The following is a 23,564-nucleotide window of genomic DNA, read 5'->3' as shown; positions in this document are numbered from 1 at the left end:
GGTCTCCTTGGAGGTCTTCGCGCGGACGGGGGAGCGTCCGGTCTAGGGTTTGAAATCGGGCGCGGGAACGCGGGCGACGGGGAGGCCGCCGCGCACGCTGCGCAGGTTGACGAGCTTGACGGTCTCCAGGGCGTCGCCGGGGGCGCCGTCACTGGTCACCCCGAGGGCGAGGGTGTTCTTGCCGTGCGGATCGATGATCCCGGTCGGCAGGACGAAGGTCCGCTGCGGACCGACATTGGCGATGAACTGGCCCATGTTCCAGCCGTTGACGAAGATCAGCACCCGGTAGCGGCCGGGCGAGCGCGGCGTGGTCGGATCGCCGATCGTCAGGCCCAGGGTGGTGTCCTGGTCCTTGGGCAGGTTCAGGTCGAAGTTCGTGCGGTACCAGGTCGTGCCGGCGTAGGGCTTGGTCGCGGCCATGTCGGCCTTGGCCCACGCGGCGTCGGGGAAGCCCGGCAGGTGCCAGCCCATCCGCTCGCCATACTGGCCGCCGTTGTTGGCGTTGCCGCGCACCGGGTCCTGGATGTCCTCGCCGCCCAGATTGCCCTGGATCTTCCAGGCGATCGGCACGGCGAAGCTGTAGCTGGCGGGGCCGGACAGCGAGGCCGAGATCAGGCCGCGGGCTTCCTTGTGGAAGTCGTCGGCGTCCAGGTCCCAGTTGTGCCCGTTGTTGCGCACCATCACCGAGATCAGGTGCTCGCCGGTCCCACGCAGGTCCTCGGGCAGCTTGAAGGTGGCCACGCCGGTGGTGATCGGGCGGGGCAGGCCGCCGTCCAGCTCGTGCTGGCCCAGGAACCGGCCATCGAGCCAGACCTGCAGCATGCCCGCGCCGCCGCCGCCGTAGTGCAGGGTCAGGGTGTCGATGTCGGGCTTGCCCTGGTAGCGGCCGCGATACCAGACGTCGCCCTGGTGGAAGCCGTAGGCGCTCATGTCCAGGGCCGGTTGGCCCGTGGGGCCGCGCACGGTCGAGCCGCTGCGGCGGCCCTCGGTCTTCAGCCAGGCGGCGTCGTCGAACTTGGGATCGGCCTCGGGCGAGCCGGGCGCGGTCTTCCAGTCGAGTTGGGCCAGGTCGGGGACGGTCACAGCCGCCGGGCCGGCCAGCGGCTTGTCGGCTAGCAGGCTTCCCGAGGCGGTGGTCTTGGCCGCGACCTTGGCGCCGTTCCAGCGGATCGCGGTCACCGCCCTGGGCGCGAAGACCTCCAGCGGGCTGTCGGTCTCGGTGTCGCCGGTCAGGGCCAGGACGCCGCCCTTGATCGTGTCGCTCCGGACCAGGCCCGGGCCACGCACCAACAAGGTGTCGCGGCGCCAGAAGGTCTGGCCGGTCTCGGCGTCGGCGAGCAGCACGGTGAGGGACGGGCGTCCGCCGCCGGTGATCCGCACGCGGGTCAGACCCTTGTGGGTGTAGGTGAGTTTCAGATCGCCCTTGGCGGCGTCGAACGCCTGGGCGACCTCGCCTTCCAGCACCTCGACCTTTGGGGAGGACGCATAACGCAGCACCGTCTCGCCCGCCTCGCCGACGCGGCCGTAGAGCAGGGCCAGGTCGCCGTCGTTCCACTTCAGGTGCGTCTGGATCTCGGACGTCGAATAGACCAGCCGCTGGCCGCCCAGATCGTAGCCGGCCATCAGCATCTTGCTGTCCTGGCCCTTGATCCGCGAGGGGACCACGTACTCGCCGTCACGGGTCTTCACCTTGAAGGTGAAGGCCTCGTCGCCGGTGGCGCTGCTGGGATTGTGGACCACCACATAGAGGTGGCTGCCCGTCTCCGGATTGACGTTGTGATAGACACGGACCTTGTCGTTGGACGGAGCCACCGCCTCGCCCTTGTCCATGCGGCGGATGTCCGGGACGGCGGCGACGAACTCGCCCATCTGCTTCATCACCCGGGCCTTGTCGCGCAGGCCCCGGGCCTCGTCGATCGCCGAGCCGTAGTCGTAGGAGGTGAACACCACCGGGGCCGGAAGCCAGCCCCACGAGGTCCCGCCATAGGTCATGTAGAAGCTTTGCAGGGTGATGCCGTTGGCGATGTTGGTCGCGTAGAACACCCGCTGGTAGCCGACGCCGCGATGGATGGCGGTGCAGTCGTAGTCGCCGTTGCTGCCCCAGTAGTCGAACCAGCCGCCGCCGAACTCGGCCGCGAAGCCGGGGGTGTTCGGACTGGCCGAGGCGCCGCCCTTGGCCCCGCCCGGTCCGTACAGTCCCCAGTCGGGCGCGACGCCGGGACTGGAGGGGGTGGAGTCGACCTTGCAGCTGCCGCCGGGATAGCCGTCGAAGGCGTATAGGTCGTTGGGCCCCTCCACCGTGCCCGGCACGTTGGAGCCCTTGGGGACCCAATAGCCGTTGCGGCCCTTGTCGTTATGGAAGATCGGGACCGTGATCCCGTCGGCCTTGGCCTTGTCGTCCAGCCACTGCATGTAGCGCTGCTGCGGGGCGCCGACGACGTCCAGCTCGTTCTCGATCTGGTGGGCGATCACCGTGCCTTGGCTGGTGGTCAACTGGTGGCGGGCGATGACGGCGTTGATCTGGGTCAGCCACTCGTCGGCGGCGGTCAGGTATTCCGGCGCGTCGGTGCGGGCCCGGGCCTGTTGGTTGACCATCCAGCCGGGGAAGCCGCCGCGCGTCAGCTCGGCGTTCACATAGGGCCCGGCGCGGGTGATGACGTAGAGGCCTTCCTCCTTGGCCATGGTCAGCACGCGGTCCATGTCGCGCACGCCGTTGAAGTCGTAGACCCCCTGTTTCGGCGAGTGGTAGCCCCAGTCGAAATAGATGGCGACGGTGTTGTAGCCGCTGGCCTTCATCTTCTGGAGGATGTCGCGCCACAGGTCGGGGCTGGGCACGCGGAAGGGGTGGAACTCGCCGCCCCACGAGAAGACGCGCTCGCCGTCGACCTTCAGCGAGTATTTGTCCCAGGTGATCTGATGGACTGGGGCGGGCCTGGCGGCGACGGCCGGTTCGCCGCCTTCCTTCAGCACCGTGAAGTGGCGCACCGTGCCGGACAGCTCCGGCAGCTCGGTCTTCGGCGTCCAGGTCCGGAAGCCGTCCTTGCTGTCGCTGAACCAGTAGCGCTTGTCCTGGTAGGCGTCGAAATAGATCCGCCAGGCGCCGTCGGGCGCGCGGCTCAGGGCGGGGCCTTCCAGGAACCTGCCCCAGCCGGCCCAGTCGCCCACGCCCTTTGGCTGCCACGGCCCGTCCAGCGACGGGGCGGTGTAGAGCTCGACGAACTTGCTGGTCTCGTTCTTGGCGAAGGCGTTGTAGAGCCCGCCCTCGCGCACCACGAAGGTGTCGATGAAGTTGGGCCCCAGGCCCGCCAGCGGCTTGGGCGCGCTCCAGGTCGCCAGCGAGGCGTCAGTCGCGGTGATGCGATAGGGCTGGAACTGGCCGGCGATGCCGGTGGTCGACACCGACAGGATCAGATTCACCGAGCCGTCCCGATCCGCGAACCATTCCGGCGCCCAGCTGTTGGTCGCGCCGGGGACTTCCACCGTCACATCGCGCAGGAAGGTCCAGTCGGTCAGGTTCTGGCTGCGGGCCAGGCCGATTGTGTCGCCTGACCAGCCGGTGGTGTAGGCAACGTAATACCAACCGTCCGTATGCCGCATCACGCTGGGATCGCGGATCAGCCCCTTGGGCGGGGTGTAGGCCAGCGGCTTCCTCAGCGTGAAGCGCGTCCCGTCCGCCGAGTCGTAGACGCTCATGTTCGACTGGCTGGCGTTGGTGAACGCCGTCATCGTGTAGCGCACGGGCTCGGCCCCAGACGACTGAATGGGGGCGGTGGTCGCCAGCAGCGTGGCGGCTAAGCCAAGGGCGCATCGATCGGCGAGCGCCGTGCGTGGCCCGCGTCCTTCGACAGGCTCGGGATGAGACCCATTTGCAGGGGTTGCGGTCGAAAACCTCATCCTGAGCTTGTCGAAGGACGAGATTTTCGCGATGGCGCGGAAGGGCTGGCGCGACATCCCTAGCCCTCGAAGTAGAAGACGGGCTTCAGCGGCCATTCGACCGGCTTGTTGTCCGGGTGGACCTCCATCAGGTCGGCCATGTAGTCCCACCAGCGCTTCATCACCGGCTCCAGCGGCAGGGCGTCCTTGGTGTTGTCGGGGCGCAGGCGCAGCACGGCGAACAGGCTCATCGTCTCCTCGTCGAGGAAGATCGAATAGTCGTGGATCCCTGCCTTGCGCAAGGCGGCGGCCAGGTCGGGCCACAGGTCGTCGTGACGGCGCTCGTATTCGGCGGCGACGCCGGGTTTCAACTGCATGCGGAAGGCGAGGGGCCGGTCCTGGTGGTTGCTCATCGTGTCCTCCCGTTTCTTGTCTTTGTGGTTCAGGCGTTCGGCGGCGGCAGGCGGTAGACGCGGGCGGCTGTTCCTTCGAACAGCAGGGACCGCTCGGCCTCGCCGAAGTCCGCCGTGATCGTGTCGTAGGCCTCGTAGAAGCCGCCGAACGATCCGTGCACCTTCTCGACCGGGAAGTTGCTGGCGAACATGCAGCGGCTGGGGCCGAAGGTTTCGATGACCCGCAGCACGAAGGGCCGCAGGCTGTCGATCGTCCACGCCCGGTCGATCATCGCCAGGCCCGAGATCTTGCAGCTGACATTTGGCCGTTGGGCCAGCAGCGCCAGGCCGTCGCGCCAGGCCTGCAAGCCCGGCTCGTCGCGGTCGGTCGGCATGCCGGCGTGGTTGACGATCACCGAAACCTCCGGGTTCGCGGCGGCCAGCGCCGCGGCCGCGGCCATCTGCGAGGGATAGAGCTGCAGGTCGAACGACAGGCCGTACTTGGCCAGCAGGGCGTAGCCCTTGCGCCACTGCGGATCCAGCAGCAGGTCGGCCGGGCCATAGGTCTTGGCCGGATCTCTGTGCCAATTGACGATCTGGCGCACGCCGCGGACGGTCGCCCGCGCCGCGTGGGCTTCGAGCAGCGCCTCGACGGCCGGATCGTTCAGGTTGGCTCCCGCCACGATCCCGCCGATCACGCCACGCGTGTCGGCCAGGCCCTGCAGCCAATCCGTCTCCGACAGCTGGTCCTTGGGCGGCAGGCCGCACTCGACGTGGACGGTCTGGACGACGTTCCAGCCGGCGGTGTCGGCCAGGTAGTCATCGAGCCCATAGGAGCGGTAGGCGATCGACGACATGTCGCCGGCCGGGTTGTTCGGCAGCGGGGTGTCCTGGAGCCAGCTGTAGTAGTGCCGCTCCAGGTCCCACAGGTGCATGTGCGGGTCGATGATCGGGCCGAGATAGGTCATCGCTCCCCGTTTCTCCCTAAGGTTCGGCCTCAGAAGGTCGTGCGGCCGCCGGAGGTGTCGAAGGTCGAGGCGGTGGTGAAGCTGCACTCCTCGCTGGCCATGAAGCAGACCATGGCCGCGCTCTCGTGGATCTCGCCCAGGCGGCCCATCGGGATCTTGCCGCGCATGTAGTCGACCTGGCTCTGGGGCAGCTGCTCCAGGATCGGGCTTTCGAACGTGGCGGGGGTCAGGCTGTTGGCGATGACGCCCTTGGTCGCCAATTCCTTGCCCAGCGACTTGGTCAGGCCGATCACGCCGGCCTTCGAGGCCGAGTAGGCGCTGGCGTTGGGATTGCCTTCCTTGCCGGCCACCGAGGCGACGTTGACGATCCGGCCGTAACCATTGGCGATCATGAACGGCGCCACCTCGCGGCAGCAGTAGAACAGGCCGTTGAGATTGATGTCGATCACCCGCCGCCAGCTGTCGAGCGGGTACTCGTGGACCGGGGCGGTGGCGCCGGTGATGCCGGCCGAGGCGACCAGGATGTCGATGCGGCCCAAGGCCTGGTTGGCGGCCTCGGCGGCGGCGGCGACGGCCGCCTGGTCGGAGACGTCCAGGGCGACCGTATGCTTGGCGCCCACCTCGGCGGCGGTCGCTTTCAGACCGTCGGCGTCGAGATCCCACAGCGAGACCTGGCCGCCCTCGGCGACGATGCGCGCGGCCACGGCCTTGCCCAGGCCCGAAGCCCCGCCGGTGATGACGGCGGTGCGGCCGGAAAAGCGCCCAAGGTAGGGATTGGCGTAGACGGTGCTCACGCGACGCCATCCTTGGACCAGGCGACGACGATCTGGCGCTGCTCGCCCAGCTTCTCGATGCCCAGGCGGATTTCATCGCCGGCCTTCAGATAGACGGGCGCGGGCTTCTGGCCCATGCCGACGCCGGGCGGCGTGCCGGTGGTGATCAGGTCGCCCGGCTCCAGCGTCATGAACTCGCTGATGTACGAGACCAGCTTGCTGATCGGGAAGATCATGGTCTTGGACGAGCCGTCCTGCTTGCGCTGGCCGTTGACGTCCAGCCACATGCCCAGGTTCTGCGGGTCGCCCACTTCGTCGGACGTGACCATCCACGGGCCGACCGGACCGAAGGTGTCGCAGCCCTTGCCCTTGTCCCAGGTGCCGCCGCGCTCGATCTGGAAGGCGCGCTCGGAGACGTCGTTGATCAGCACGTAGCCGGCGACGTGGTCCAGGGCCTCGGCTTCCGAGACGTAGGAGGCGCGCGAACCGATCACGACGCCCAGCTCGACTTCCCAGTCGGTCTTTTCCGAACCGCGCGGGATCATCACCGGGTCGTTCGGGCCGGTCAGGCAGCTGACGGCCTTGGTGAACAGCACCGGCTCGGCGGGGATCGGCAGGTTCGACTCGGCGGCGTGGTCGGCGAAGTTCAGGCCCACGGCGATGAACTTGCTGACGCCCTTGACGGGCACGCCGTAGCGGGGAGAGCCGTCGACCAGCGGCAGGGTGGCCGGATCGATGGCGGCGAGCTTTTTCAGGCCGGCGGGCGACAGTTCGGCGCCGGTGATGTCGGCGACGTGGCCCGACAGGTCGCGGATTTGGCCCTCGGCGTCGAGGAGGCCGGGCTTTTCGGCGCCGCGGGGACCGTAACGGAGCAGTTTCATGGGTCTAGGCTTTCGAGAAGATCAGCGGGCGTAAGGCCGGTGCAGACCGACCTCGCGATTGAGTTCGACGCCGAAGCCGGGGGCGTCGGAGAGTTTCAGCTTGCCGTTCACCGGCACGGGCTCGCCGATCAGCTGCGGGTGGAACATCGGCACCACCTCGTCGGCCTTGGGGGCCATCATCAGGAATTCGGCGAACGGGCTGTTATGGCGCGTGGTGACGAAGTGGTAGCTGTAGACGCTCGAGCCGTGCGGGATGCACATCACGCCGCGGCTGTCGGCCAGGTTGGAGATCTTCACCAGCTCGGTCATGCCGCCGCACCAGCCGACGTCGGGCTGGATGATGTCGCAGCACTCCATCTCCAGCAGCATGCGGAAGCCCCAGCGGGTGGCCTCGTGCTCGCCGGTGGTGACCAGCATGCCCTTGGGGGCGTTCTTCTTCAGGTCGCGATAGCCCCAGTAGTCGTCGGGGCTCAGCGCCTCCTCGATCCATTTGAGGCCATATTCGTGGGCCTTGTGGGCCAGTTTCGTGGCGTAGTTCAGGTCCAGCGCCATCCAGCAGTCGAACATCAGCCAGAAATCCTCGCCCGTGCGCTCGCGCATCGTGGCCAGTTCTTCCAGGTTCTTGCGCAGGCCTTCCTCGCCCTCGGCCGGGCCGTGGTGCAGGGGCATCTTGCCGCCGATGAAGCCCATCTTCTGGGCCAGGTCGGGCCGCGCGCCTGTGGCGTAGAACGTCAGCTCGTCGCGGACCTTGCCGCCCAGCAGGTGATAGACCGGCTCGCCGCGCAGCTTGCCCAGCAGGTCCCACAGCGCCAGGTCGACGCCCGACAGGGCGTTCACCACCAGGCCCTTGCGGCCGTAGTACTGGGTGGAGAAGTACATCTGATCCCAGATCTTCTCGATCTCGGTGGGATCGCGGCCCTCCAGGAAGCGGGCCAGGTGCTTTTCGACGATATAGGCGGCGGGCTCGCCGCCGGTGGTCACCGCGAAGCCGACCGTGCCGTCGGCGGCCTCGATTTCGACGACCAGCGTGCCCAGCACGTTGATGCCGAAGCTCTGGCGGCTCTGGCGGTATTCAGGGTAGCGGGACATCGGGGTGGCGATGTGGTCGTCGATCCAGTGCCCCTCGCCCTGATCGTGATAATCGGCCCCGCCGCCACGCACGACATAGGCCCGAACTTGCCGGATGAGGGGAAACGGCATGGGAAAAACCAGCTCCAGCCCGACACTTCCCAAGAAGGAAGCGATCTACTTAAAGGAAGAGAAGGGCGTATCGTGAGGCAAAGGCCTTCGACATGCTTGGCGAAACCTTGAGCGGTCGCGCCTACCTCCCCGAGACGTCCTATGACACGGTGGCGCGCCCTGGCTTTCAGTGACCGGAACGTCGCCTTCGCCGCTTGCGCTAGGTACCATATTATGAGAGAGAGTGCTACAAAATGAAACGTGACGCGTCAAGGGGAGCCTCGGTAGTGGCCAAGGATGAGAGTGCCAGCGTGAAGGCGCCCAGCGGCAGCCAGACGCTGTTCCGGGGCCTGGATCTGCTCGACGTGGTCGCCGATTCCGGCACCATCGGCCTGCCCGCCCTGGCCCAGCGCCTGGGCCTGACCCGCAGCACGACTCACCGCCTGGCCACGGCCCTGGTCGAGCGCCGCCTGCTGGCCCAGACCCCGCGCGAAGGCTACAGCCTGGGGTCCAAGCTGCTTGAGCTGGGCTATCTGGCCGGCCAGCAGATGGACCTGCCGCGCCTGGCCCGCCCGCACCTCGAGCGCCTGTGGGAAGAGTTGGAGGACACCGTCCACCTGGGCGTCATGGAAGACGACCGAGCCCACTACCTGGACAAGCTGACCGGCCGTCGCCGGATCAACATCAGCTCGCGCGTCGGCGACCGCCAGCCGATCCGCTCGACGGGCCTGGGCAAGGCCCTGGTGCTGGACGAGACCGAGGCGCGCTGGCGCGAGCTCTATCGCAAGGAAGGCCCGCGCTCGGAGCACGGTCCCGACGAGGAGCAGTGGATCGCCTGGATGCGCGACTACGCCAAGCGCGGCGTGGCCTACGACCTTGAAGAGAACGAGGACCGCATCCGCTGCGTCGCGGCCCCGATCCGCGGACCCAGCGGCGCGATCGTCGCGGCCATCAGCGTCTCGGGCGCGGCCCAGTACATGGACGACGCGCGCATGGCCGACCTGACCGAGACCGTGCGCCAGTGCGCCAACGCCATCGGTGTCGAACTGGGTTGGAACGAGAAGAGAGCGGCCGCCAAACGGTAGAGCGTGACAGCCGAAAGTGGATGCCGGTTTCGGCGCCCGTCACGCTCCAACTGATGAAAGCGGTCCCTGGTGCAGAGTGGAGGAACGATGCTTCTGAAGGACAAGGTGGTGCTGGTGACCGGCGCCTCGCAGGGGATCGGCAAGGCGGCCGCCATCGGCTGCGCCCGGCACGGCGCGGACGTGGCGATCAACTATCACGCCGACGACGCCGGCGCCGCCGACGCCGTGCGCGAGATCGAGGCCCTGGGCCGCCGCGCCATCGCCGTGAAGGGCGACGTGGCCGAGGTCGCCACCGCCAAGGCCTTCGTGGACGCGGCCGTCAAGGCGTTCGGCCGGGTCGACGTCTTCGTCAACAACGCCGGCATCTGCCCGTTCCACGCGTTCCTGGACATGCCGCCCGAGGTGATGGAGCGGACCATGCGGGTCAATCTCCACGGCGCCTATTACATGGTGCAGGCGGCGGCCAACCAGATGGTCAAGCAGGGCGACGGCGGGGCGATCATCGCCGTCAGTTCGATCAGCGCCCTGGTCGGCGGCGGCATGCAGACCCACTACACCCCGACCAAGGCCGGCGTGCACAGCCTCATGCAATCGACCGCCATCGCGCTCGGGAAGTACGGCATACGCTGCAACTCGGTGCTGCCGGGCACCATCGAGACGGCGATCAACAAGGAAGACCTGGCCGACGTCGCCAAGCGCGAATACATGGCCGGCCGCATCCCGCTGGGCCGCCTGGGCGAGCCCGACGACCTGGCCGGACCGATCGTCTTCCTGGCCTCGGATCTGGCCAAGTACGTGACCGGCGCGGCCCTGCTGGTCGACGGCGGCGCGTTCGTGAACCTGCAGTGATCCGGTGATCGTCTCGTCGACCACGGACTTTCGCGAGGCGGCGCGGCGCAAGCTGCCGCGCTTCCTGTTCGACTATATCGACGGCGGCGCCTATGCCGAGCGGACCCTGGCCCGCAACGTCTCGGACCTGGCCGACCTTTCCCTGCGCCAGCGGGTGCTGAAGGACGTCTCCCAGGTCGACACCTCGACCACCCTGTTCGGCCACTACCAGGCCCTGCCGGTCGCCCTGGCCCCGGTGGGGTTGACGGGCATGTACGCGCGGCGCGGCGAGTGCCAGGCGGCCAAGGCCGCCGCCGCCAAGGGCGTGCCGTTCTGCCTGTCGACCGTCTCGGTCTGCGACCTGGCCGAGGTGGCCAAGGCCAGTCCGACGCCGATCTGGTTCCAGCTCTACGTGCTCCGCGACCGGGCCTTCATGCGCGACCTGCTGGCCAAGGCGGCCGACGCCGGCGCCACGGCCCTGGTGTTCACCGTCGACATGCCCGTGCCCGGCGCCCGCTATCGCGACGCCCACTCGGGCATGAGCGGTCCCAACGCGGCGGCGCGGCGTCTGATGCAGGCGGTGTTCAAGCCCAGTTGGGCCTGGGACGTCGGCGTGATGGGCCGGCCCCACACCCTGGGCAATGTCGCCCCGGTGTTGGGCGCGAATTCGGGCCTTGAGGACTTCATGGGCTGGCTGGGGGCCAATTTCGATCCCTCGATCCAGTGGAAGGATCTGGAGTGGATCCGCGACCTCTGGAAGGGCCCGCTGATCATCAAGGGCGTGCTGGATCCCGAGGACGCCAAGGCCGCCGCCGACATCGGCGCCGACGGCATCGTGGTGTCCAACCACGGCGGGCGGCAGCTGGACGGCGTGCTGTCCTCGGCCCGCGCGCTGCCCGACATCGCCGACGCCGTGGGCGACCGGCTGACCGTGCTGGCCGACGGCGGCGTGCGCTCGGGCCTGGACGTGGTGCGGATGCTGGCCCTGGGCGCCAAGGGCGTGCTGCTGGGCCGGGCCTGGGTCTACGCCCTGGCGGCGCGCGGCGGGCCGGGCGTGAGCCAGCTGCTGGACCTGATCGAGAAGGAGATGCGCGTGGCCATGGCCCTGACCGGCGTCAACACCCTGGCGGAGATCGACCGCTCCATCCTGGCCAAGGTCGAGCGATGAGCCTGGCCTCTCTGGTCGCGGCCATGGCCCTGGCTCAGGCGGCGCCGGGCGCGCCGTCGCCGGACCTCACCGCCGTGCCGCCGCCGCCGCCGATGGCCGCGCCTGTCGCCCGCATCCTGATCGCCAGCGATTCCACCGCCGCCAACTACGGCGCCTCGGCCTATCCGCAGATGGGCTGGGGCATGGTGCTGAAGTGCTCGCTGGATCCCCGCGTCGAGGTGGTGAACCTGGCGCGTGGCGGCCGCTCGACCAAGACCTTCATCGAAGAGGGGCTGTGGGCCGGGCTGCTGGAGAAGATCAAGCCGGGCGACACCGTGATGATCGCGTTCGGCCACAACGACGCCGACCGGGTGAAGATCGTCCGCTTCACCGATCCCCAGGGCGCCTATACCGACAACCTGACCCGCTTCGTCGCCGACGTGCGGGCGGCCGGCGGTCAGCCGGTGCTGATGACCCCGATCGCCAAGCACGTGTTCCTGGACGACCAGGTCCAGGAGACCCACGGCGCCTATGCGGTGGCGGTGCGGGACGTGGCCAAGGCCACGAACACGCCGCTGATCGACCTGGACGCCGACATGATGGGCGCCCAGCAGGCGCGGGGCGAGGCGGGGTCGCGCGGCTTCTACCTGATCTACACGCCGCGGGACGGCGTCGCCCGCTATCCCAACGGGATCAGCGACACGACCCACATCAACGAGGGCGGCGCGCGTCTGGCGGCGGCCCTGGTGGCCGCTCGCCTGGCGTTCCTGAAGCTGCCGGTCTCGGCCTATGTCCGCCCGGCCTCGACCGGCGACCAGCCGATCCTCGGCGGACCACGCTGCCTGGGCCGGTAGACGCACCAGAAGCGCTTAATCCGGCTGCTGCGCGCCGTGCTTGATGTGAAGGATCATCACGCCTCCTGTCGTGATCTTGTAGACGACGAGATAGGGACGGATCGCGACCATCTCCCGGATGTCCTGGCCAACATGCCGACCGCGGTGGGGATGCTCGGCCAGGCTCTCAACGGCCGTGATCAGACGCATCGTGAAGCGTTGCGCCGCCAGAGGCGCGAACTGGCCGATATAGGCGTGTATTCCGGCGAGATCTCGCCGTGATCTTTCCGATCAGAGCACCGGCGGCCGCGCCATCGTCCGCGACTAGTCGCCAATCTTGGGCGACGGAAGTTCGGCCGGCGTCCCCCACGAAAGAAGCCATCGCTTCATGGCCTCGTGGCTGATGACGCGTCCAGCCTCGATATCGGCCAAGCCCTCTGCGATGGCCGCAGCGTCGCTTGCTTCGTCGATGTCGTCGAAGATGGCTGGTTCGGGCTTCATAGGCTCAACATACCATGGAGAGGCACGAAAGGCAGTCTCGTCCGTCTTGCGTCGACGCGCAAAAAGAAAGGCGGAGCCTCTGGAAGGCGCTCCCCATCCTTCAGGCAAAAGAAAAGCGGAGCACCTGGAAAGGTGCTCCGCTGGCCCGGATGGGGGGAAACGGGCGAGTGCGTGTGTGGGGAGGGAAGGAACCGAGGTTCAAATCCCGACGGCCAAGATTCCATAATATGGAACATCATCCGATATAATGAGAATGCTTGACAGGGCGCCGGATGTCAAGCCACAGGTGGCGAAAGGCCCGAAGTGGCCTGGCCAATTTGGAGGGCGGCACGATGCGACGCGTTTCGGGATCGATCCTGAGCTGGCTGTGCGCCGTCCTCTGCCTGGGCCTGGCCGGGATCGCGACCGCCGCGCCGCGGATCGACCGGCCCTTCAACGACGGCTGGCGCATGGCGGTCGGCGACATCGTCGGAGCCGAAAAGCCCGACTTCGACGACGCCGCCTGGAAGTCCGTCACCCTGCCGCGCGCCTGGAACGAGGACGAGGCCTTCAAGGTCGACATCCACGACCTGAAGGGCGCGATCGTCTGGTATCGCAAGCGCCTGGTCCTGCCGACCAACGCCGGGCCGGCGGTCGGCGGCAAGGCCTTCATCGAATTCGAGGGCGTGCGCCAGGCCGGCGATGTCTATGTGAACGGCGTGCGGGTCGGCGGCCACGAGAACGGGGTCACGGCCTTCGGCGTCGACGCTACAAAGGCCCTCAAGCCCGCGCCGTTCGTCAACGTCGTGGCCGTCCGAGTCGACAGCGACTGGAAGTACAAGGAGCGCGCCAGCGGCAGCGGCTTCCAGTGGAACAACGACAATTTCAATGTGAACTACGGCGGGATCCACCGGGCGGTGCGGCTGCACCTGACCGACGGCCTGCACCAGACCCTGCCGCTCTATTCCAGCCTGGGCACGACCGGCGTCTATGTCTGGGCCGACCGGTTCGACACCAGGCGCGGCGCGGCGACGGTGCACGCCGAGTCCCAGGTCCGCAACGAGTCCGACCGCCCGCGCACCTTCCGGTACCGGGTGAGCCTGCGCGACGTCGACGGCAAGCCGGCCGGGGCGTTCGACGGCCCGGCGATCACCCTGGCCCCCGGCGAGACCCGCACCGTCTCGGCCCAGGCGCCGCTGAAGGGCCTGCGTTTCTGGAGCTGGGGCTACGGCTACCTCTACGCGGTCACGACCGAGCTGGTGGAGAACGGCGCCGGCGTCGACGCGGTCGTCACCCGCACGGGCTTCCGCAAGACCGAATTCCGCAACGGGATGATCTTCCTCAACGACCGGGTCATGCAGGTGCACGGCTACGCCCAGCGCACCAGCAACGAATGGCCGGCGCTCGGGACTGACATCCCGCCGTGGATCAGCGACTTCTCCAACGGCCTGATGGTCCAGAGCGGCGGCAACCTGGTGCGCTGGATGCACATCACGCCCGCCGCCCAGGACGTCGAGTCGGCCGACCGGGTGGGCCTGCCCCAGGCCATGCCGGCCGGCGACGCCGAGAGCGACGTGACCGGCCGCCGCTGGGAGCAGCGGATCGAGGTGATGCGCGACGCTATCGTCCGCTTCCGCAACAACCCTTCGATCCTGTTCTACGAGGGCGGCAACGAGAACATCAGCGACGAGCACATGGCCGAACTCAAGGCCGTCCGCGACCAGTTCGACCCGCACGGCGGCCGCGCCATCGGCTCGCGCGAGATGCTCAACAGCAAGGTCGCCGAGTACGGCGGCGAGATGCTGTACATCAACAAGAGCGCGACCAAGCCGGTCTGGGCCATGGAATATTCCCGCGACGAGGCGGCGCGGAAGTTCCAGGACGACTTCACCCCGCCGTTCCACATCGACAGCCCCGACTACAACCGCAACCAGGACAGCCAGGCGGCCGAGGACGTGCGCCGCTGGTTCGACTACTGGCGCGAACGGCCCGGCGGCGGCGACCGCGTCAGTTCGGGCGGGGTCAACATCATCTTCTCCGACAGCAACACCCACTTCCGCGGCGACAACAACTACCGTCGCAGCGGCGAGGTCGACGCCATGCGCCTGCCCAAGGAGGGCTTCTGGGCCCACCAGGTGATGTGGGACGGCTGGGTCGACGTCGAGCATCCGCGCAGCCACATCGTCGGCCACTGGAACTACGCGCCGGGCGTGACCAAGGACGTGCTGGTGGTCTCCAGCGCCGACAGCGTCGAGCTGGTGCTGAACGGCAAGTCGCTGGGCCGGGGCGTGAAGTCGGACGGCTTCCTGTTCACCTTCAAGGCCGTGGCCTGGGCGCCGGGAACCCTGCGCGCGGTCGGCCGCGACGCCGGCGGCAGGACGGTGTCGTCGGACGAGGTCGTGACCACCGGCCCGGCCGCGGCCCTGCGCCTGACGCCGCATGTCGGTCCGACCGGCTGGCGGGCCGACGCGGCCGACATCGCCCTGGTCGACGTCGAGGCGGTGGACGCCCAGGGCCGGCGCGTCCCGACGGCGTTGGACCTGGTGAAGTTCGACGTCTCCGGTCCGGCCGAATGGCGCGGCGGCATCGCCCAGGGCGACTCCAAGGGCGGGGCCAGACCGACCCAGGCGCTGGCCTCGCCGACAGGCAACGTCGTCACCAAGGCTCCGGCGGCGGTCGACGGCGTGACCTCCTATGCCGGCGCCTCGCGGGGCGACGACAACTACATCCTGTCACGGGACCTGCCGGTGGAGGCCGGCATCAACCGGGTGGCCCTGCGATCGACGCTGGAGGCAGGCAAGGTCACGGTGACCGCGAGGGCCGAGGGGTTGGAGCCCGCGACCGTGACGCTGGACGTCGCGCCGCCGCCGGCCGTCGACGCCCCGCCGCCGGTCAGCCTGGCGCGCGGCCCGACCCCCTCGACGCCGTCGTTCAAGATCCGCCGCGTGACGGTGAAGCCCGTCGCCACGGCGGCCGGCTCGAATCCGGCGACCGTCGGCCTGGCCATGGACGACGACGAGATGACCCACTGGGCCAGCGACGGCCGGCTGGCCAACGCCTGGATCGAGTACCGGCTCGACAAGCCCCAGGTGGTCGACGCGGTGGTGCTGAAACTGATCGGCTGGCGCCTGCGGTCGTATCCGCTGCGCGTCACTCTGGACGGCGTCACGGTCTACGAGGGCGTGCCGGCCAAGAGCCTGGGCTACGTCACCCTGCCGCTAAAGCCGGTGAAGGGGACCAGGCTGCGCATCGCCCTGACCGGTCCCACCGTCGACCGCGACGCCTTCGGCAAGATCGTCGAGATCACCGGCGCGCGGGCGGGGCTGGACACCGGCGCCGAGAAGGTGGCGGCGGGCGGCGGCCTGGGGATCATCGAGGCGGAGCTGTATCGCAAGCCCTAGGCTGATCGACACTCAACGCCGTGCGTGGTCCTCGTCCTTCGACAAGCTCAGGATGAGGACCATTGTGTAGGCCTGAGCGGTAGAAAACCTCGTCCTGAGCTTGTCGAAGGACGAGGTTTTCGCATCCGGACCAACGCTGAATGTCGATAAGCCCTAGGACAGCGGCCCCGAAGGCAGCTCGATCGTCGCCGCCAGCCCGCCTTCGGGGCGGTTGGCCAGGGTCAGGCGGCCGCCCTGGCCCTTGGCCAGGGCCTGGACGATCGACAGGCCCAGGCCCGCCCCGCCGGTGCGGCGGTTGCGCGAGGCCTCGCCGCGTTCGAACGGGGCGGTGATGGTCTCAAGCACCTCGGCCGGCAGGCCCGGTCCGTCGTCCAGCACCATGATCTCGACGCGGCGGCCCAGGGGGCGGGCGTCGACCTTCGCCGCGCCGCCATAGCGCGCGGCGTTGTCGAGCAGGTTGTCGACCATGCGCCGCAGGGCCAGCGGCGAGGCCCAGGCCGCGCCGGCCGCCTCCGGCGCCAAGGCGACCGGCTGGCCCATCTCCCGGCGCAAGGCGACCAGCGTCTCCAGTTCGCGGCGAACATCGACCGACCGCGCCCCGTCGCCGCGTCCCGCGTCCTGGCGGGCGAACAGCAGGGTGTCGTCCAGCAACTGGGACATCTCGGCCAGGTCGCTCCCGGCCTTGGCGCGCTGGACCTCGTCGGCGATGAACTCGGCCCGCAGGGTCAGGCGGGTCAGATAGGTGCGCAGGTCATGGGCGATGGCCGCCAGCATCCGCGTGCGCTCATCCATGAGTCCCCGGATCCGTCCCTGCATGGTGTTGAAGGCCACGGACAGTTCGCGCAGCTCGCGCGGACCCCGCAGGGGCAGGGTCTTGGCGTCGAGGTCAGCGCCGAACCGCGCGACCTCGTGAGCCAGTTGGCTGACCGGCCGGGTGGTCTGGCGCACCGCCAGGACCAGCATCAGCAGGGTGACGACCAGCAGGGCCGCGCCCGCCAGGGACACGCGGCCGAAGAACCGGCGGGCGGTCTCCGGGGCGCGACGGCGCAGGACCAGCACCTCGCCGTCGGCCAGGCGCACCGACAGCCGCAGGGCGTGGCGGCCGGGCAGGGCGCCCTCGCGCAATCGGCCGCCGCGCCGGATGTCGATCCGCATGTCGCGACCGCCCAGCGCCTGGCGATAGGCCTCGTAGCCGGCGTCGCCGTCGTCGGCGGCCCGAGCGCGCAGCTGCGGGGGCGGGAAGTCGGTCTCCAGCGTGGTGCGGATGACGCCGGTGTCCAGCGCCTTCACCACCTTGGGCCGGGTCGCCGGCGGAACGGCTTCGACCGCCTCGACGATGGCCAGGGCTTCGGACGGACGGGGCAGCTGATAGAAGCGCACGCCGCCTTCGCCCTGGCCCTGCGGCCAGACCAGCAGGGCCGCGCCGATCACCAGCATCACCGCCAGCCCGGCCAGCAGGATGGCCGTCATGCGCGTGGAGAGGTTGTCGGACAGCATCATCGCTAGAGCCGTTCCGCCGGGGCGCTGAACAGATAGCCGCCGCCGCGCACGGTCTTGATCAGGGCTGCCCCGTCGGACGCCTCGCCCAGCTTGCGGCGCAGGCGGCTGAGCAGCACGTCGACGGCGCGGTCGAACGGCTCGGCGCTTCGGCGTCGCGTCCAGTCCAGCAGCTGGTCGCGGCTGAGCACCCGCTGGGGATGGCGCAGGAAGGCCATCAGCAGGTCGTGCTCGCCGCCGGTCAGGACGACGGGCTTTCCGTCCGGATCGGTCAGGTCGCGGCTGGCCGTGTCCAGCCGCCAGCCGGCGAAGCCCAGCACTTCGCCCGGCGGCGCGCTGGCCACCCGGTGGACCTCGCGCGTGCGGCGCAGGATCGCCCGCACCCGGGCCAGCAGCTCGCGCGGATTGTAGGGCTTGGGCAGGTAGTCGTCGGCGCCGATCTCCAGGCCGATCACCCGGTCGATGTCGTCGCCCTTGGCGGTGACCATCAGGATGGCGACGTCGCCGGCCGCCCGCAGGCGGCGGCAGACAGACAACCCGTCCTCGCCCGGCATCATGATGTCCAGCAGCACCAGGTCCACCCGGCGGCGGGCGGCCAGACGGTCGAAGGCCTCGGCGTCGGCGCAGCCCACGACCTCATAGCCCTCGCGGCGCAGCAGCCCCAGGGTCAGGTCCCGGATTTCGGCGTCGTCTTCCACGACCGCGATCAGCGTGTTGTCGGCCATGGCAAGGAAATGCCTCAAGCCCAGGCTCCGCGAAAGACGTGACCGGGCTCGTTTACACTTCGACACAGTTTGTCGGACGCGCGCAAACCGGGGATTGCCCGGCGATGGTCGGATGGCGACGTCGAGGGACACCGACCCCATTCCCATGGAGCCATCATGCGTAAGACTTCCATCCTGGCCGCCGGCCTCTCGTCCCTGGCGGTGCTGGCCGCGATGATCGCCGCGCCCGCCCAGGCCGGCCAGCACGGCCGTTTCGTCAGCGTCCAAGGCGCGCGCGGCCACGGCTATGTGCACAACCGCGATGTCAGCCGCCAGCCCGGCGCGATCTCGGTGTCGCGCGGGACCCAGACCAACGCCGGACGCGGCGTCGCCAGCAACCGCGAGGCTAGCTGGGGCGACGGCGCCTATCACGGCGGGGCCAGCCGCACCTTCAACAACGCCGCCTCGGCCAGCCGCAACACCAATGTCGTCAACAACGGCGACGGCACGGTCAGCTACGACCATACGCGCACCGGCTACGACGGCTCGACGCGTTCCGTCAGCGGGACGGTGACCCGCCCCTGATCGAAACGCGTCCAGGCCCGCCGCGCCAAGCTCCCCCAAACGGCGCGGCGGGCTGCTTTCCGGAGTCCGAAAATGAAGATCCTGACCCTTTCCATCGTCTGCCTGGCCGCCATGGCCGCTTCCAGCGCCGACGCCGCCTCGCGCACGCCCGGCGCGGCGCTCGACAAGGCCGACGCCAATCACGACGGCTACGTCACCCGCGACGAGTTCAGGGCCTCGCGCGCGGCCCAGTTCCAACGCCTCGACCGCAACGACGACGGCGTGGTGACGCTGTCGGAGTTCCCCCGCCTGGCCAGATCCAACCGTCCCAAGGCCCAGGCCCTGAAGACCGTGATCACCCACGCCGACCGCGACGGCGACGGGCGGGTGACTCGCGCCGAGTTCGTCGATGGACCGGCCCCATTGTTCGATCGCGCCGACCGCGATCAGGACGGCCGCCTGTCGCGCGACGAGGTCGCCGCCGTCCGCGACCAGCTCGAGAGCCTGAAATGACGTCACGCCGAAGCGCTCTGCTGATCGTCCTGGCGGTCGCGGCTCTGAGCGGGGCCAGCGCGGTCGAGGCCGCCCAGCTGGGACCGGGCGCGCGAGGGCCGCTGCGCCAGCGCCTGCGGGAGAAGAAGGCCGAGGAAGAGCGTCCGATCGACCTGCAGGCCGTCCTGCCCGGCGCGCGCAGGCAGACCGAGGCCTACGGAACCGACGGGCCCCAGCGGCTGGACGTCTACATCCCGCCGGGCGCCCGCGACGCGCCGATCCTGATCATGGTGCACGGCGGGGCCTGGATGATCGGCGACAAGGCCAATACCGGCTCGGTCGAAAACAAGCTCAAGCACTGGCTGACCCAGGGCTGGATCGTGATCAGCGTGAACTATCGGATGTTGCCCGACGCCATGGCCTACGAGCAGGCCGAAGACGTCGCCAAGGCGGTGCGGTGGGCGCAAGGCCAGGCCAGGAACTGGGGCGGCGATCCGCGGAAGGTCATCCTGATGGGGCACTCGGCCGGCGCGCACCTGGTGGCGCTGGTGTCGTCCCGTCCCGACATGGTCGGTCGGCCGTGGGCGGGGACGGTGGTGCTGGACTCGGCGGCCATGCAGGTCTCGTCGACCATGGCCGGCCGTCACCTCGGCTTCTACGACCGGGCGTTCGGCGCCGATCCCGGGTACTGGGCCAAGGCCTCGCCGATGGACCAGTGGACTCCCAGGGCCGTGCCGATGATGCTGGTCTGCTCGACCGAGCGGCCGGATGATCCATGCGACGACGCGCGGCGGTTCCAGGCCAAGGCCCGGGCGGCCGGACGCGACATGCCCGTCCTGCCCCAGGCCCTGACCCACGCCGACATCAACCGCGCCCTGGGCCTGCCGGGCGCCTATACCGACGCCGTGGACGCCTTCATCGCGGGGCGGCTGAAGGGGCGGTAGTCGCCAGTTCCTCCCCCCACAGGGGGAGGGCCTATTGCTTCGCCTTCGCCACCTCCACCGCATACACGTGGTTGGCCCCGTGCATGTTGGAGCGGAACACGATCCACTTGCCGTCCGGCGTGAAATTGACGTTCGGCTCCAGCCGGTAATCGTGGCCCTGCATGTTCACCAGCCGCTCGGTGTCCAGCACGCCCGGCTGGATCAGCGCCTCGGAGCCGGGGGCATGGATGCCGGCGACGTCCGGGATGGTGCGCGGGCGCATCAGGTACAGCCACTTGCCGTCCGGCGCGTGGGCGACCATCTCGCTGTCGCCGCCGTCGCCGGCGAACAGCTTGCCGTCCGGCGAGGTGTTGAAGTGCACCGACCAGGCGTTGCGCTCCAGGTGCAGCCAGGTGCGCTTGCCGGTGGCGATCTCGTAGCCGGCCACCCAGAAGTCCTCGCCGCGCGGGGTCTGCAGGTCGTACCAGACGGTCTTGCCGTCGGCGCTGAACCACTCATGCCCGGCGATCTCCATGTTCAGGGTCCGGGCGTGGATCTTGACCGGCGCGGCGCCGGGCCCATTGGCGGGCTTGTCGGTGCGCGTCAGCCACAGGCGGTCGACCTTGTGCCAGGGACCCTCGTGGCAGAACATCAGCAGGTGCGGGTCGGTGGGCGAGAACTGCAGGTGGTTCAGCCAGTCGGTCGCCTGGTGCACCACCTTTCGCTCGCCGGTGGCCGTGTTGATCGTGAAGATCTCCATCGGGATGCGGCTGTCCAGGCGGGCGTTCAACTGCACCTCGCGGCCCTCGGCATAGGAGAGCTCGCGACCGTCCGCGCCCTTCACGTCGTCGGGATTGCGGGGCAGGGCGTCGGCCAGGTTGGGCGGGATCGCCACGTCGGTGCGGTTGGCCACGCCGGCCAGCAGGGTCTCGTCGGCGTTGATCGTCTGTATGCCCACGCCGCGGGGCAGCTTGGCGATCGGGCGGACCGTCCTGGTTTTCGGATCGACCGCCTCGACCACGCCCGAGCCGTCCTCGGCCATGCGCTGGTAGTAGACCTGGCCGGTCTTGCGGCCGACGAACAGCAGCCGGACCTTGCCGTCGACCAGCGGCCGCAGGGCGTGGGTCTTCAGGTCCACGCCCGAGACGCCGTCCGGCGTGCTGATGACCAGGGTCGTTCCGTCGGGCGTGTAGCCGTTGAAGTTGAAATAGAGGCTGCCGCTGCCCGGCTTGTCCGACAGGCGGATCACGCGGTGGCCGGTGTCCTTGTCGATCCATTCGCGCGGCGGCTCGACCGCGCCGGGCTTCGGCTGGGTCACCGCGTCCTGGGCGCGGACGGACGGCGCTAGCACCATCAGGGCCAGCGCCATCAAGGAGGGGGCCAGGGCGGAGAGGAGGGGAGCTTTCATCGACGGCCTCACTTGGTCCGGATGTCGGGGCGGGGCGGAGCCTTCATGCCTTCGCCCAGGTAGAAGCTGGTGTGCGGCGGCTGGTTGTAGGCGGTGTTCTGCCAGGCGATCGACACCCGATACTGCGGATCGTGCATCAGGCTCACTAATCGTCTCTGCGTGACGTAGGGCGTGGCGTAGATCCGCAGCGAGCGGTTGTCCTCGGCCCGCCAGATCACCTCCTCGCGCCAGTCGCCCAGGATGTCGGCCGACAGGACCGGGGTCGACTTGGTGCCGTTGTTGGAGGTCATGCCCTCGGCCGTCAGCAGGGGCTTGGTCTCGCCGGTCTTCCAGTCCCACTTGCTGATCTGGTTCTTGTCCAGCAGCTCGCGCAGGTCGTCGCCGTCCCACCAGATCGCGAAGTTGGTCTGGCGCGGATGCTTGACCCCTTCGATCGGCTTGCCTTGGGCGGTGTAGAGCAGGTCGCTGTTGGTCCCCCAGGCCTCGGCGCCGGGGAAGCGGGGGTCGATGTCGGCGGCCAGACCCCGGCCGGTGTCCCTGTCGGTCGGCGTGCTCCACAGCACCTTGCCGGTGCGGGCGTCGAGCATGGCCGCGCCGATCCCGCCGTTCTTGCCGGGGCTCTCGTGAACGCCGAACTTCTCGAGGCCCGGATGCGTGGGATCCAGATCGGACACGTGCATGGCGTCGCCGTGGAACAGCTGGGCGCTCCACAGACCCTTGCCGGTGTCGTCCACGACCATCGAGCCGTAGACGATCTCGTCGCGACCATCGCCGTCGACGTCGGCGACACTGAGCTGGTGGTTGCCCTGGCCGCCGAATGTCTCGTTGCCGGGGACGCTGCTGTCGAACAGCCAGCGCTGGGTCAGCTTGCCGCCTCGGAAATCCCAGGCCGCCAAAGTGGTGCGGCCATAGTAGCCGCGGGCGAAGATCAGGCTGGGCAGCTCGCCGTCCAGATAGGCCGTGCCGGCCAGGAAGCGGTCGGACCTATTGGCGTAGCCGTCGCCCCAGATCTGGGTCATCTGCTCGATCGTCGGCGCGTCGGTGCGCGGGTCCCGCGGCGGGCTGTAGGGCGCGCTGGCCAGGGCCTTGCCGGTCAGGCCCTCGAACACGGTCAAGTATTCGGGACCCTTGAGGATGCGGCCCTGCACCCTGGCCACCTTCGTTCCGTCGGGCAGGACCGTGGCGCCGGTCCGGTCGGCCTGGGGCCGCTCGCCGCCCGTCTCGCGCCAGTCGGCGTTGGCGTCGCCCAGCACCTTGCCGGTCCCGTCGACCGTGCCGTCGCCCGTGCGCATGGCCAGCTCGGCCCTGCCGTCGCCGTCCAGGTCATAGACCTGGAACTGGGTGTAGTGCGCGCCGGCCCGGATGTTGCGGCCCAGGTCGATGCGCCACAGGCGTCGGCCGTCCAGCGTATAGGCGTCGATGTAGACGTCGCCTGTATAGCCGCCGAAGGCGTTGTCCTTGGAATTGGTCGGGTCCCACTTGAGGACGATCTCGTAGCGGCCGTCGCCGTCCAGGTCGCCGACGCTGGCGTCGTTGGCGGTGTAGGAATAGGCCTCGCCGCTGGGCGTGACGCCGTCGGCGGGCGGCTGGAGCGGCAGGCTCAGATAGCCGTCGGCCCAGACCTTGGCGGGCTTGCCGGCGGGGGCCTCCTTGCCGCCGATCACGGCGCGGACCGTGTAGGCCGCGGTCGGATCGCCGGTCTTGTCGACGAAGTCCGTGGGGCCGGCCAGGGGCGCGGCGTTCAGCTTTGTCCCGTCACGATAGAGATTGAAGGCGGTCTTGGCCGGATCGTCGCCCAGCAGCCGCCAGCTGACCAGCACCCCGCCGTCGACGGCGGGCACGGCGACCAGGCCGCGGTCGAGGGCTTCCATTTGACGGGGTTTTGGCGCGCAGAGGGCTGATCCGCCCACGGACGACAGCGCCGTCGCGCACAACAGGGCGGCCGTCGCGACCCGGTTCTCACCACGCTTACTCATGCGTCGAATCCCTTGTGTTTCCCCGTTTTGAGCTCGCGATGGCCGTTCTTCGCGGCCTCGGGGTCGGCGTCAGGGCCGCCTCGCGAGCGTTGCAACAACCTTACACCACGGAAACAAAGTTCTGTCTTCCCACAAATTGCGTTGACATCTCAGTATGTGG

19 protein-coding genes and 2 pseudogenes are annotated in these 23,564 nt (G+C 69.1%); 8 read left to right on the top strand and 13 right to left on the bottom strand.

Annotation, left to right across the window (positions count from 1 at the left end; genetic code table 11):
* Positions 1 to 42: 42 nt before the first annotated feature.
* The 7 genes and pseudogenes from ASD38_RS07270 to rhmD form a co-directional block, all read right to left on the bottom strand.
* The gene (locus tag ASD38_RS07270) at positions 43 to 3,738 is read right to left on the bottom strand and encodes a beta-galactosidase (protein ID WP_235523784.1); all 3,696 of its coding nucleotides are present in this window, start codon (positions 3,736 to 3,738) and stop codon (positions 43 to 45) included.
* Between the two features lie 93 nt (positions 3,739 to 3,831).
* Positions 3,832 to 3,922: pseudogene (locus tag ASD38_RS25080) on the bottom strand (hypothetical protein); the annotation flags it as partial.
* A gap of 31 nt (positions 3,923 to 3,953) precedes the next feature.
* Positions 3,954 to 4,286, bottom strand: a complete 333-nt coding sequence (gene rhaM, locus ASD38_RS07265) for an L-rhamnose mutarotase (protein ID WP_056458895.1) — start codon at positions 4,284 to 4,286, stop codon at positions 3,954 to 3,956.
* A gap of 29 nt (positions 4,287 to 4,315) precedes the next feature.
* Complete coding sequence (locus tag ASD38_RS07260) at positions 4,316 to 5,233, bottom strand: amidohydrolase family protein (RefSeq protein ID WP_056438476.1); 918 nt, start codon at positions 5,231 to 5,233, stop codon at positions 4,316 to 4,318.
* Between the two features lie 29 nt (positions 5,234 to 5,262).
* Positions 5,263 to 6,027: an SDR family NAD(P)-dependent oxidoreductase gene (locus tag ASD38_RS07255; RefSeq protein WP_056458890.1), complete on the bottom strand. Its 765-nt coding sequence runs from the start codon at positions 6,025 to 6,027 to the stop codon at positions 5,263 to 5,265.
* Positions 6,024 to 6,887, bottom strand: coding sequence for a fumarylacetoacetate hydrolase family protein (locus ASD38_RS07250; RefSeq protein ID WP_056458887.1), 864 nt, complete (start codon positions 6,885 to 6,887; stop codon positions 6,024 to 6,026). Before ASD38_RS07250 ends, ASD38_RS07255 begins: the two co-directional genes overlap by 4 nt.
* 21 nt (positions 6,888 to 6,908) lie before the next feature.
* Positions 6,909 to 8,087: an L-rhamnonate dehydratase gene (gene rhmD, locus ASD38_RS07245; RefSeq protein ID WP_056438467.1), complete on the bottom strand. Its 1,179-nt coding sequence runs from the start codon at positions 8,085 to 8,087 to the stop codon at positions 6,909 to 6,911.
* 233 nt (positions 8,088 to 8,320) lie between these two features.
* Between rhmD and ASD38_RS07240 the strand changes: the two genes are divergently transcribed.
* From ASD38_RS07240 to ASD38_RS07225, 4 genes are all read left to right on the top strand, one after another.
* On the top strand, positions 8,321 to 9,151 hold the full coding sequence (locus ASD38_RS07240; protein WP_056458882.1) for an IclR family transcriptional regulator: 831 nt from the start codon (positions 8,321 to 8,323) through the stop codon (positions 9,149 to 9,151).
* An 87-nt stretch (positions 9,152 to 9,238) separates the two neighbouring features.
* Positions 9,239 to 10,000, top strand: coding sequence for an SDR family NAD(P)-dependent oxidoreductase (locus ASD38_RS07235; protein WP_056438460.1), 762 nt, complete (start codon positions 9,239 to 9,241; stop codon positions 9,998 to 10,000).
* Between the two features lie 4 nt (positions 10,001 to 10,004).
* On the top strand, positions 10,005 to 11,147 hold the full coding sequence (gene lldD, locus ASD38_RS07230) for an FMN-dependent L-lactate dehydrogenase LldD (RefSeq protein WP_056458879.1): 1,143 nt from the start codon (positions 10,005 to 10,007) through the stop codon (positions 11,145 to 11,147).
* Positions 11,144 to 11,980, top strand: a complete 837-nt coding sequence (locus tag ASD38_RS07225; protein ID WP_056458876.1) for a rhamnogalacturonan acetylesterase — start codon at positions 11,144 to 11,146, stop codon at positions 11,978 to 11,980. The genes lldD and ASD38_RS07225 overlap by 4 nt, the downstream gene beginning before the upstream one ends.
* Positions 11,981 to 11,995: 15 nt before the next feature.
* On the opposite strand, the pseudogene ASD38_RS07220 reads toward ASD38_RS07225, so the two are convergent.
* Positions 11,996 to 12,235: pseudogene (locus ASD38_RS07220) on the bottom strand (type II toxin-antitoxin system RelE/ParE family toxin); the annotation flags it as partial.
* 48 nt (positions 12,236 to 12,283) lie between these two features.
* Positions 12,284 to 12,460, bottom strand: a complete 177-nt coding sequence (locus tag ASD38_RS07215; RefSeq protein ID WP_056458867.1) for a hypothetical protein — start codon at positions 12,458 to 12,460, stop codon at positions 12,284 to 12,286.
* A 332-nt stretch (positions 12,461 to 12,792) separates the two neighbouring features.
* Between ASD38_RS07215 and ASD38_RS07210 the strand changes: the two genes are divergently transcribed.
* Entirely contained in the window at positions 12,793 to 15,840 is a 3,048-nt protein-coding gene (locus ASD38_RS07210) for a DUF4982 domain-containing protein (protein WP_056458864.1), read from the top strand.
* A 153-nt stretch (positions 15,841 to 15,993) separates the two neighbouring features.
* Here ASD38_RS07210 and ASD38_RS07205 read toward each other — a convergent pair whose 3' ends face one another.
* A complete protein-coding gene (locus ASD38_RS07205) occupies positions 15,994 to 17,340 on the bottom strand; it encodes an ATP-binding protein (RefSeq protein ID WP_056458863.1) in 1,347 nt (448 codons plus the stop codon).
* A 2-nt stretch (positions 17,341 to 17,342) separates the two neighbouring features.
* Positions 17,343 to 18,062, bottom strand: coding sequence for a response regulator (locus ASD38_RS07200; RefSeq protein WP_056458862.1), 720 nt, complete (start codon positions 18,060 to 18,062; stop codon positions 17,343 to 17,345).
* A gap of 156 nt (positions 18,063 to 18,218) precedes the next feature.
* Between ASD38_RS07200 and ASD38_RS07195 the strand changes: the two genes are divergently transcribed.
* From ASD38_RS07195 to ASD38_RS07185, 3 genes are all read left to right on the top strand, one after another.
* Positions 18,219 to 18,626 (top strand): hypothetical protein, encoded by a 408-nt coding sequence (locus tag ASD38_RS07195; RefSeq protein ID WP_056458860.1) that lies wholly within the window; start codon positions 18,219 to 18,221, stop codon positions 18,624 to 18,626.
* A gap of 72 nt (positions 18,627 to 18,698) precedes the next feature.
* A complete protein-coding gene (locus tag ASD38_RS07190; RefSeq protein WP_056458857.1) occupies positions 18,699 to 19,118 on the top strand; it encodes an EF-hand domain-containing protein in 420 nt (139 codons plus the stop codon).
* Complete coding sequence (locus tag ASD38_RS07185) at positions 19,115 to 20,041, top strand: alpha/beta hydrolase (protein ID WP_056458854.1); 927 nt, start codon at positions 19,115 to 19,117, stop codon at positions 20,039 to 20,041. The genes ASD38_RS07190 and ASD38_RS07185 overlap by 4 nt, the downstream gene beginning before the upstream one ends.
* A 31-nt stretch (positions 20,042 to 20,072) precedes the next feature.
* On the opposite strand, the gene ASD38_RS07180 is transcribed toward ASD38_RS07185, so the two are convergent.
* Positions 20,073 to 21,428 (bottom strand): oligogalacturonate lyase family protein, encoded by a 1,356-nt coding sequence (locus ASD38_RS07180; RefSeq protein WP_056458851.1) that lies wholly within the window; start codon positions 21,426 to 21,428, stop codon positions 20,073 to 20,075.
* Positions 21,429 to 21,436: 8 nt separating this feature from the next.
* On the bottom strand, positions 21,437 to 23,404 hold the full coding sequence (locus ASD38_RS07175; RefSeq protein WP_327020097.1) for a rhamnogalacturonan lyase: 1,968 nt from the start codon (positions 23,402 to 23,404) through the stop codon (positions 21,437 to 21,439).
* Positions 23,405 to 23,564: the final 160 nt, after the last annotated feature.

This window comes from Caulobacter sp. Root487D2Y (assembly GCF_001427165.1).
In the GTDB taxonomy this organism is placed as follows: domain Bacteria; phylum Pseudomonadota; class Alphaproteobacteria; order Caulobacterales; family Caulobacteraceae; genus Caulobacter.
This window is presented reverse-complemented; position numbering and strand designations above follow the sequence as displayed.

Bases quoted from the DNA above. Each gene is read 5' to 3' on its own strand.
- ASD38_RS07175 (WP_327020097.1), bottom strand. From the start codon at position 23,404: ATGAGTAAGCGTGGTGAGAACCGGGTCGCGACGGCCGCCCTGTTGTGC.
- rhaM (WP_056458895.1), bottom strand. From the start codon at position 4,286: ATGAGCAACCACCAGGACCGGCCCCTCGCCTTCCGCATGCAGTTGAAA.
- ASD38_RS07215 (WP_056458867.1), bottom strand. From the start codon at position 12,460: ATGAAGCCCGAACCAGCCATCTTCGACGACATCGACGAAGCAAGCGAC.
- ASD38_RS07195 (WP_056458860.1), top strand. From the start codon at position 18,219: ATGCGTAAGACTTCCATCCTGGCCGCCGGCCTCTCGTCCCTGGCGGTG.
- ASD38_RS07210 (WP_056458864.1), top strand. From the start codon at position 12,793: ATGCGACGCGTTTCGGGATCGATCCTGAGCTGGCTGTGCGCCGTCCTC.
- ASD38_RS07250 (WP_056458887.1), bottom strand. From the start codon at position 6,887: ATGAAACTGCTCCGTTACGGTCCCCGCGGCGCCGAAAAGCCCGGCCTC.
- ASD38_RS07235 (WP_056438460.1), top strand. From the start codon at position 9,239: ATGCTTCTGAAGGACAAGGTGGTGCTGGTGACCGGCGCCTCGCAGGGG.
- ASD38_RS07205 (WP_056458863.1), bottom strand. From the start codon at position 17,340: ATGATGCTGTCCGACAACCTCTCCACGCGCATGACGGCCATCCTGCTG.
- ASD38_RS07185 (WP_056458854.1), top strand. From the start codon at position 19,115: ATGACGTCACGCCGAAGCGCTCTGCTGATCGTCCTGGCGGTCGCGGCT.
- ASD38_RS07225 (WP_056458876.1), top strand. From the start codon at position 11,144: ATGAGCCTGGCCTCTCTGGTCGCGGCCATGGCCCTGGCTCAGGCGGCG.
- ASD38_RS07200 (WP_056458862.1), bottom strand. From the start codon at position 18,062: ATGGCCGACAACACGCTGATCGCGGTCGTGGAAGACGACGCCGAAATC.
- ASD38_RS07180 (WP_056458851.1), bottom strand. From the start codon at position 21,428: ATGAAAGCTCCCCTCCTCTCCGCCCTGGCCCCCTCCTTGATGGCGCTG.
- rhmD (WP_056438467.1), bottom strand. From the start codon at position 8,087: ATGCCGTTTCCCCTCATCCGGCAAGTTCGGGCCTATGTCGTGCGTGGC.
- ASD38_RS07260 (WP_056438476.1), bottom strand. From the start codon at position 5,233: ATGACCTATCTCGGCCCGATCATCGACCCGCACATGCACCTGTGGGAC.
- ASD38_RS07190 (WP_056458857.1), top strand. From the start codon at position 18,699: ATGAAGATCCTGACCCTTTCCATCGTCTGCCTGGCCGCCATGGCCGCT.
- ASD38_RS07240 (WP_056458882.1), top strand. From the start codon at position 8,321: ATGAAACGTGACGCGTCAAGGGGAGCCTCGGTAGTGGCCAAGGATGAG.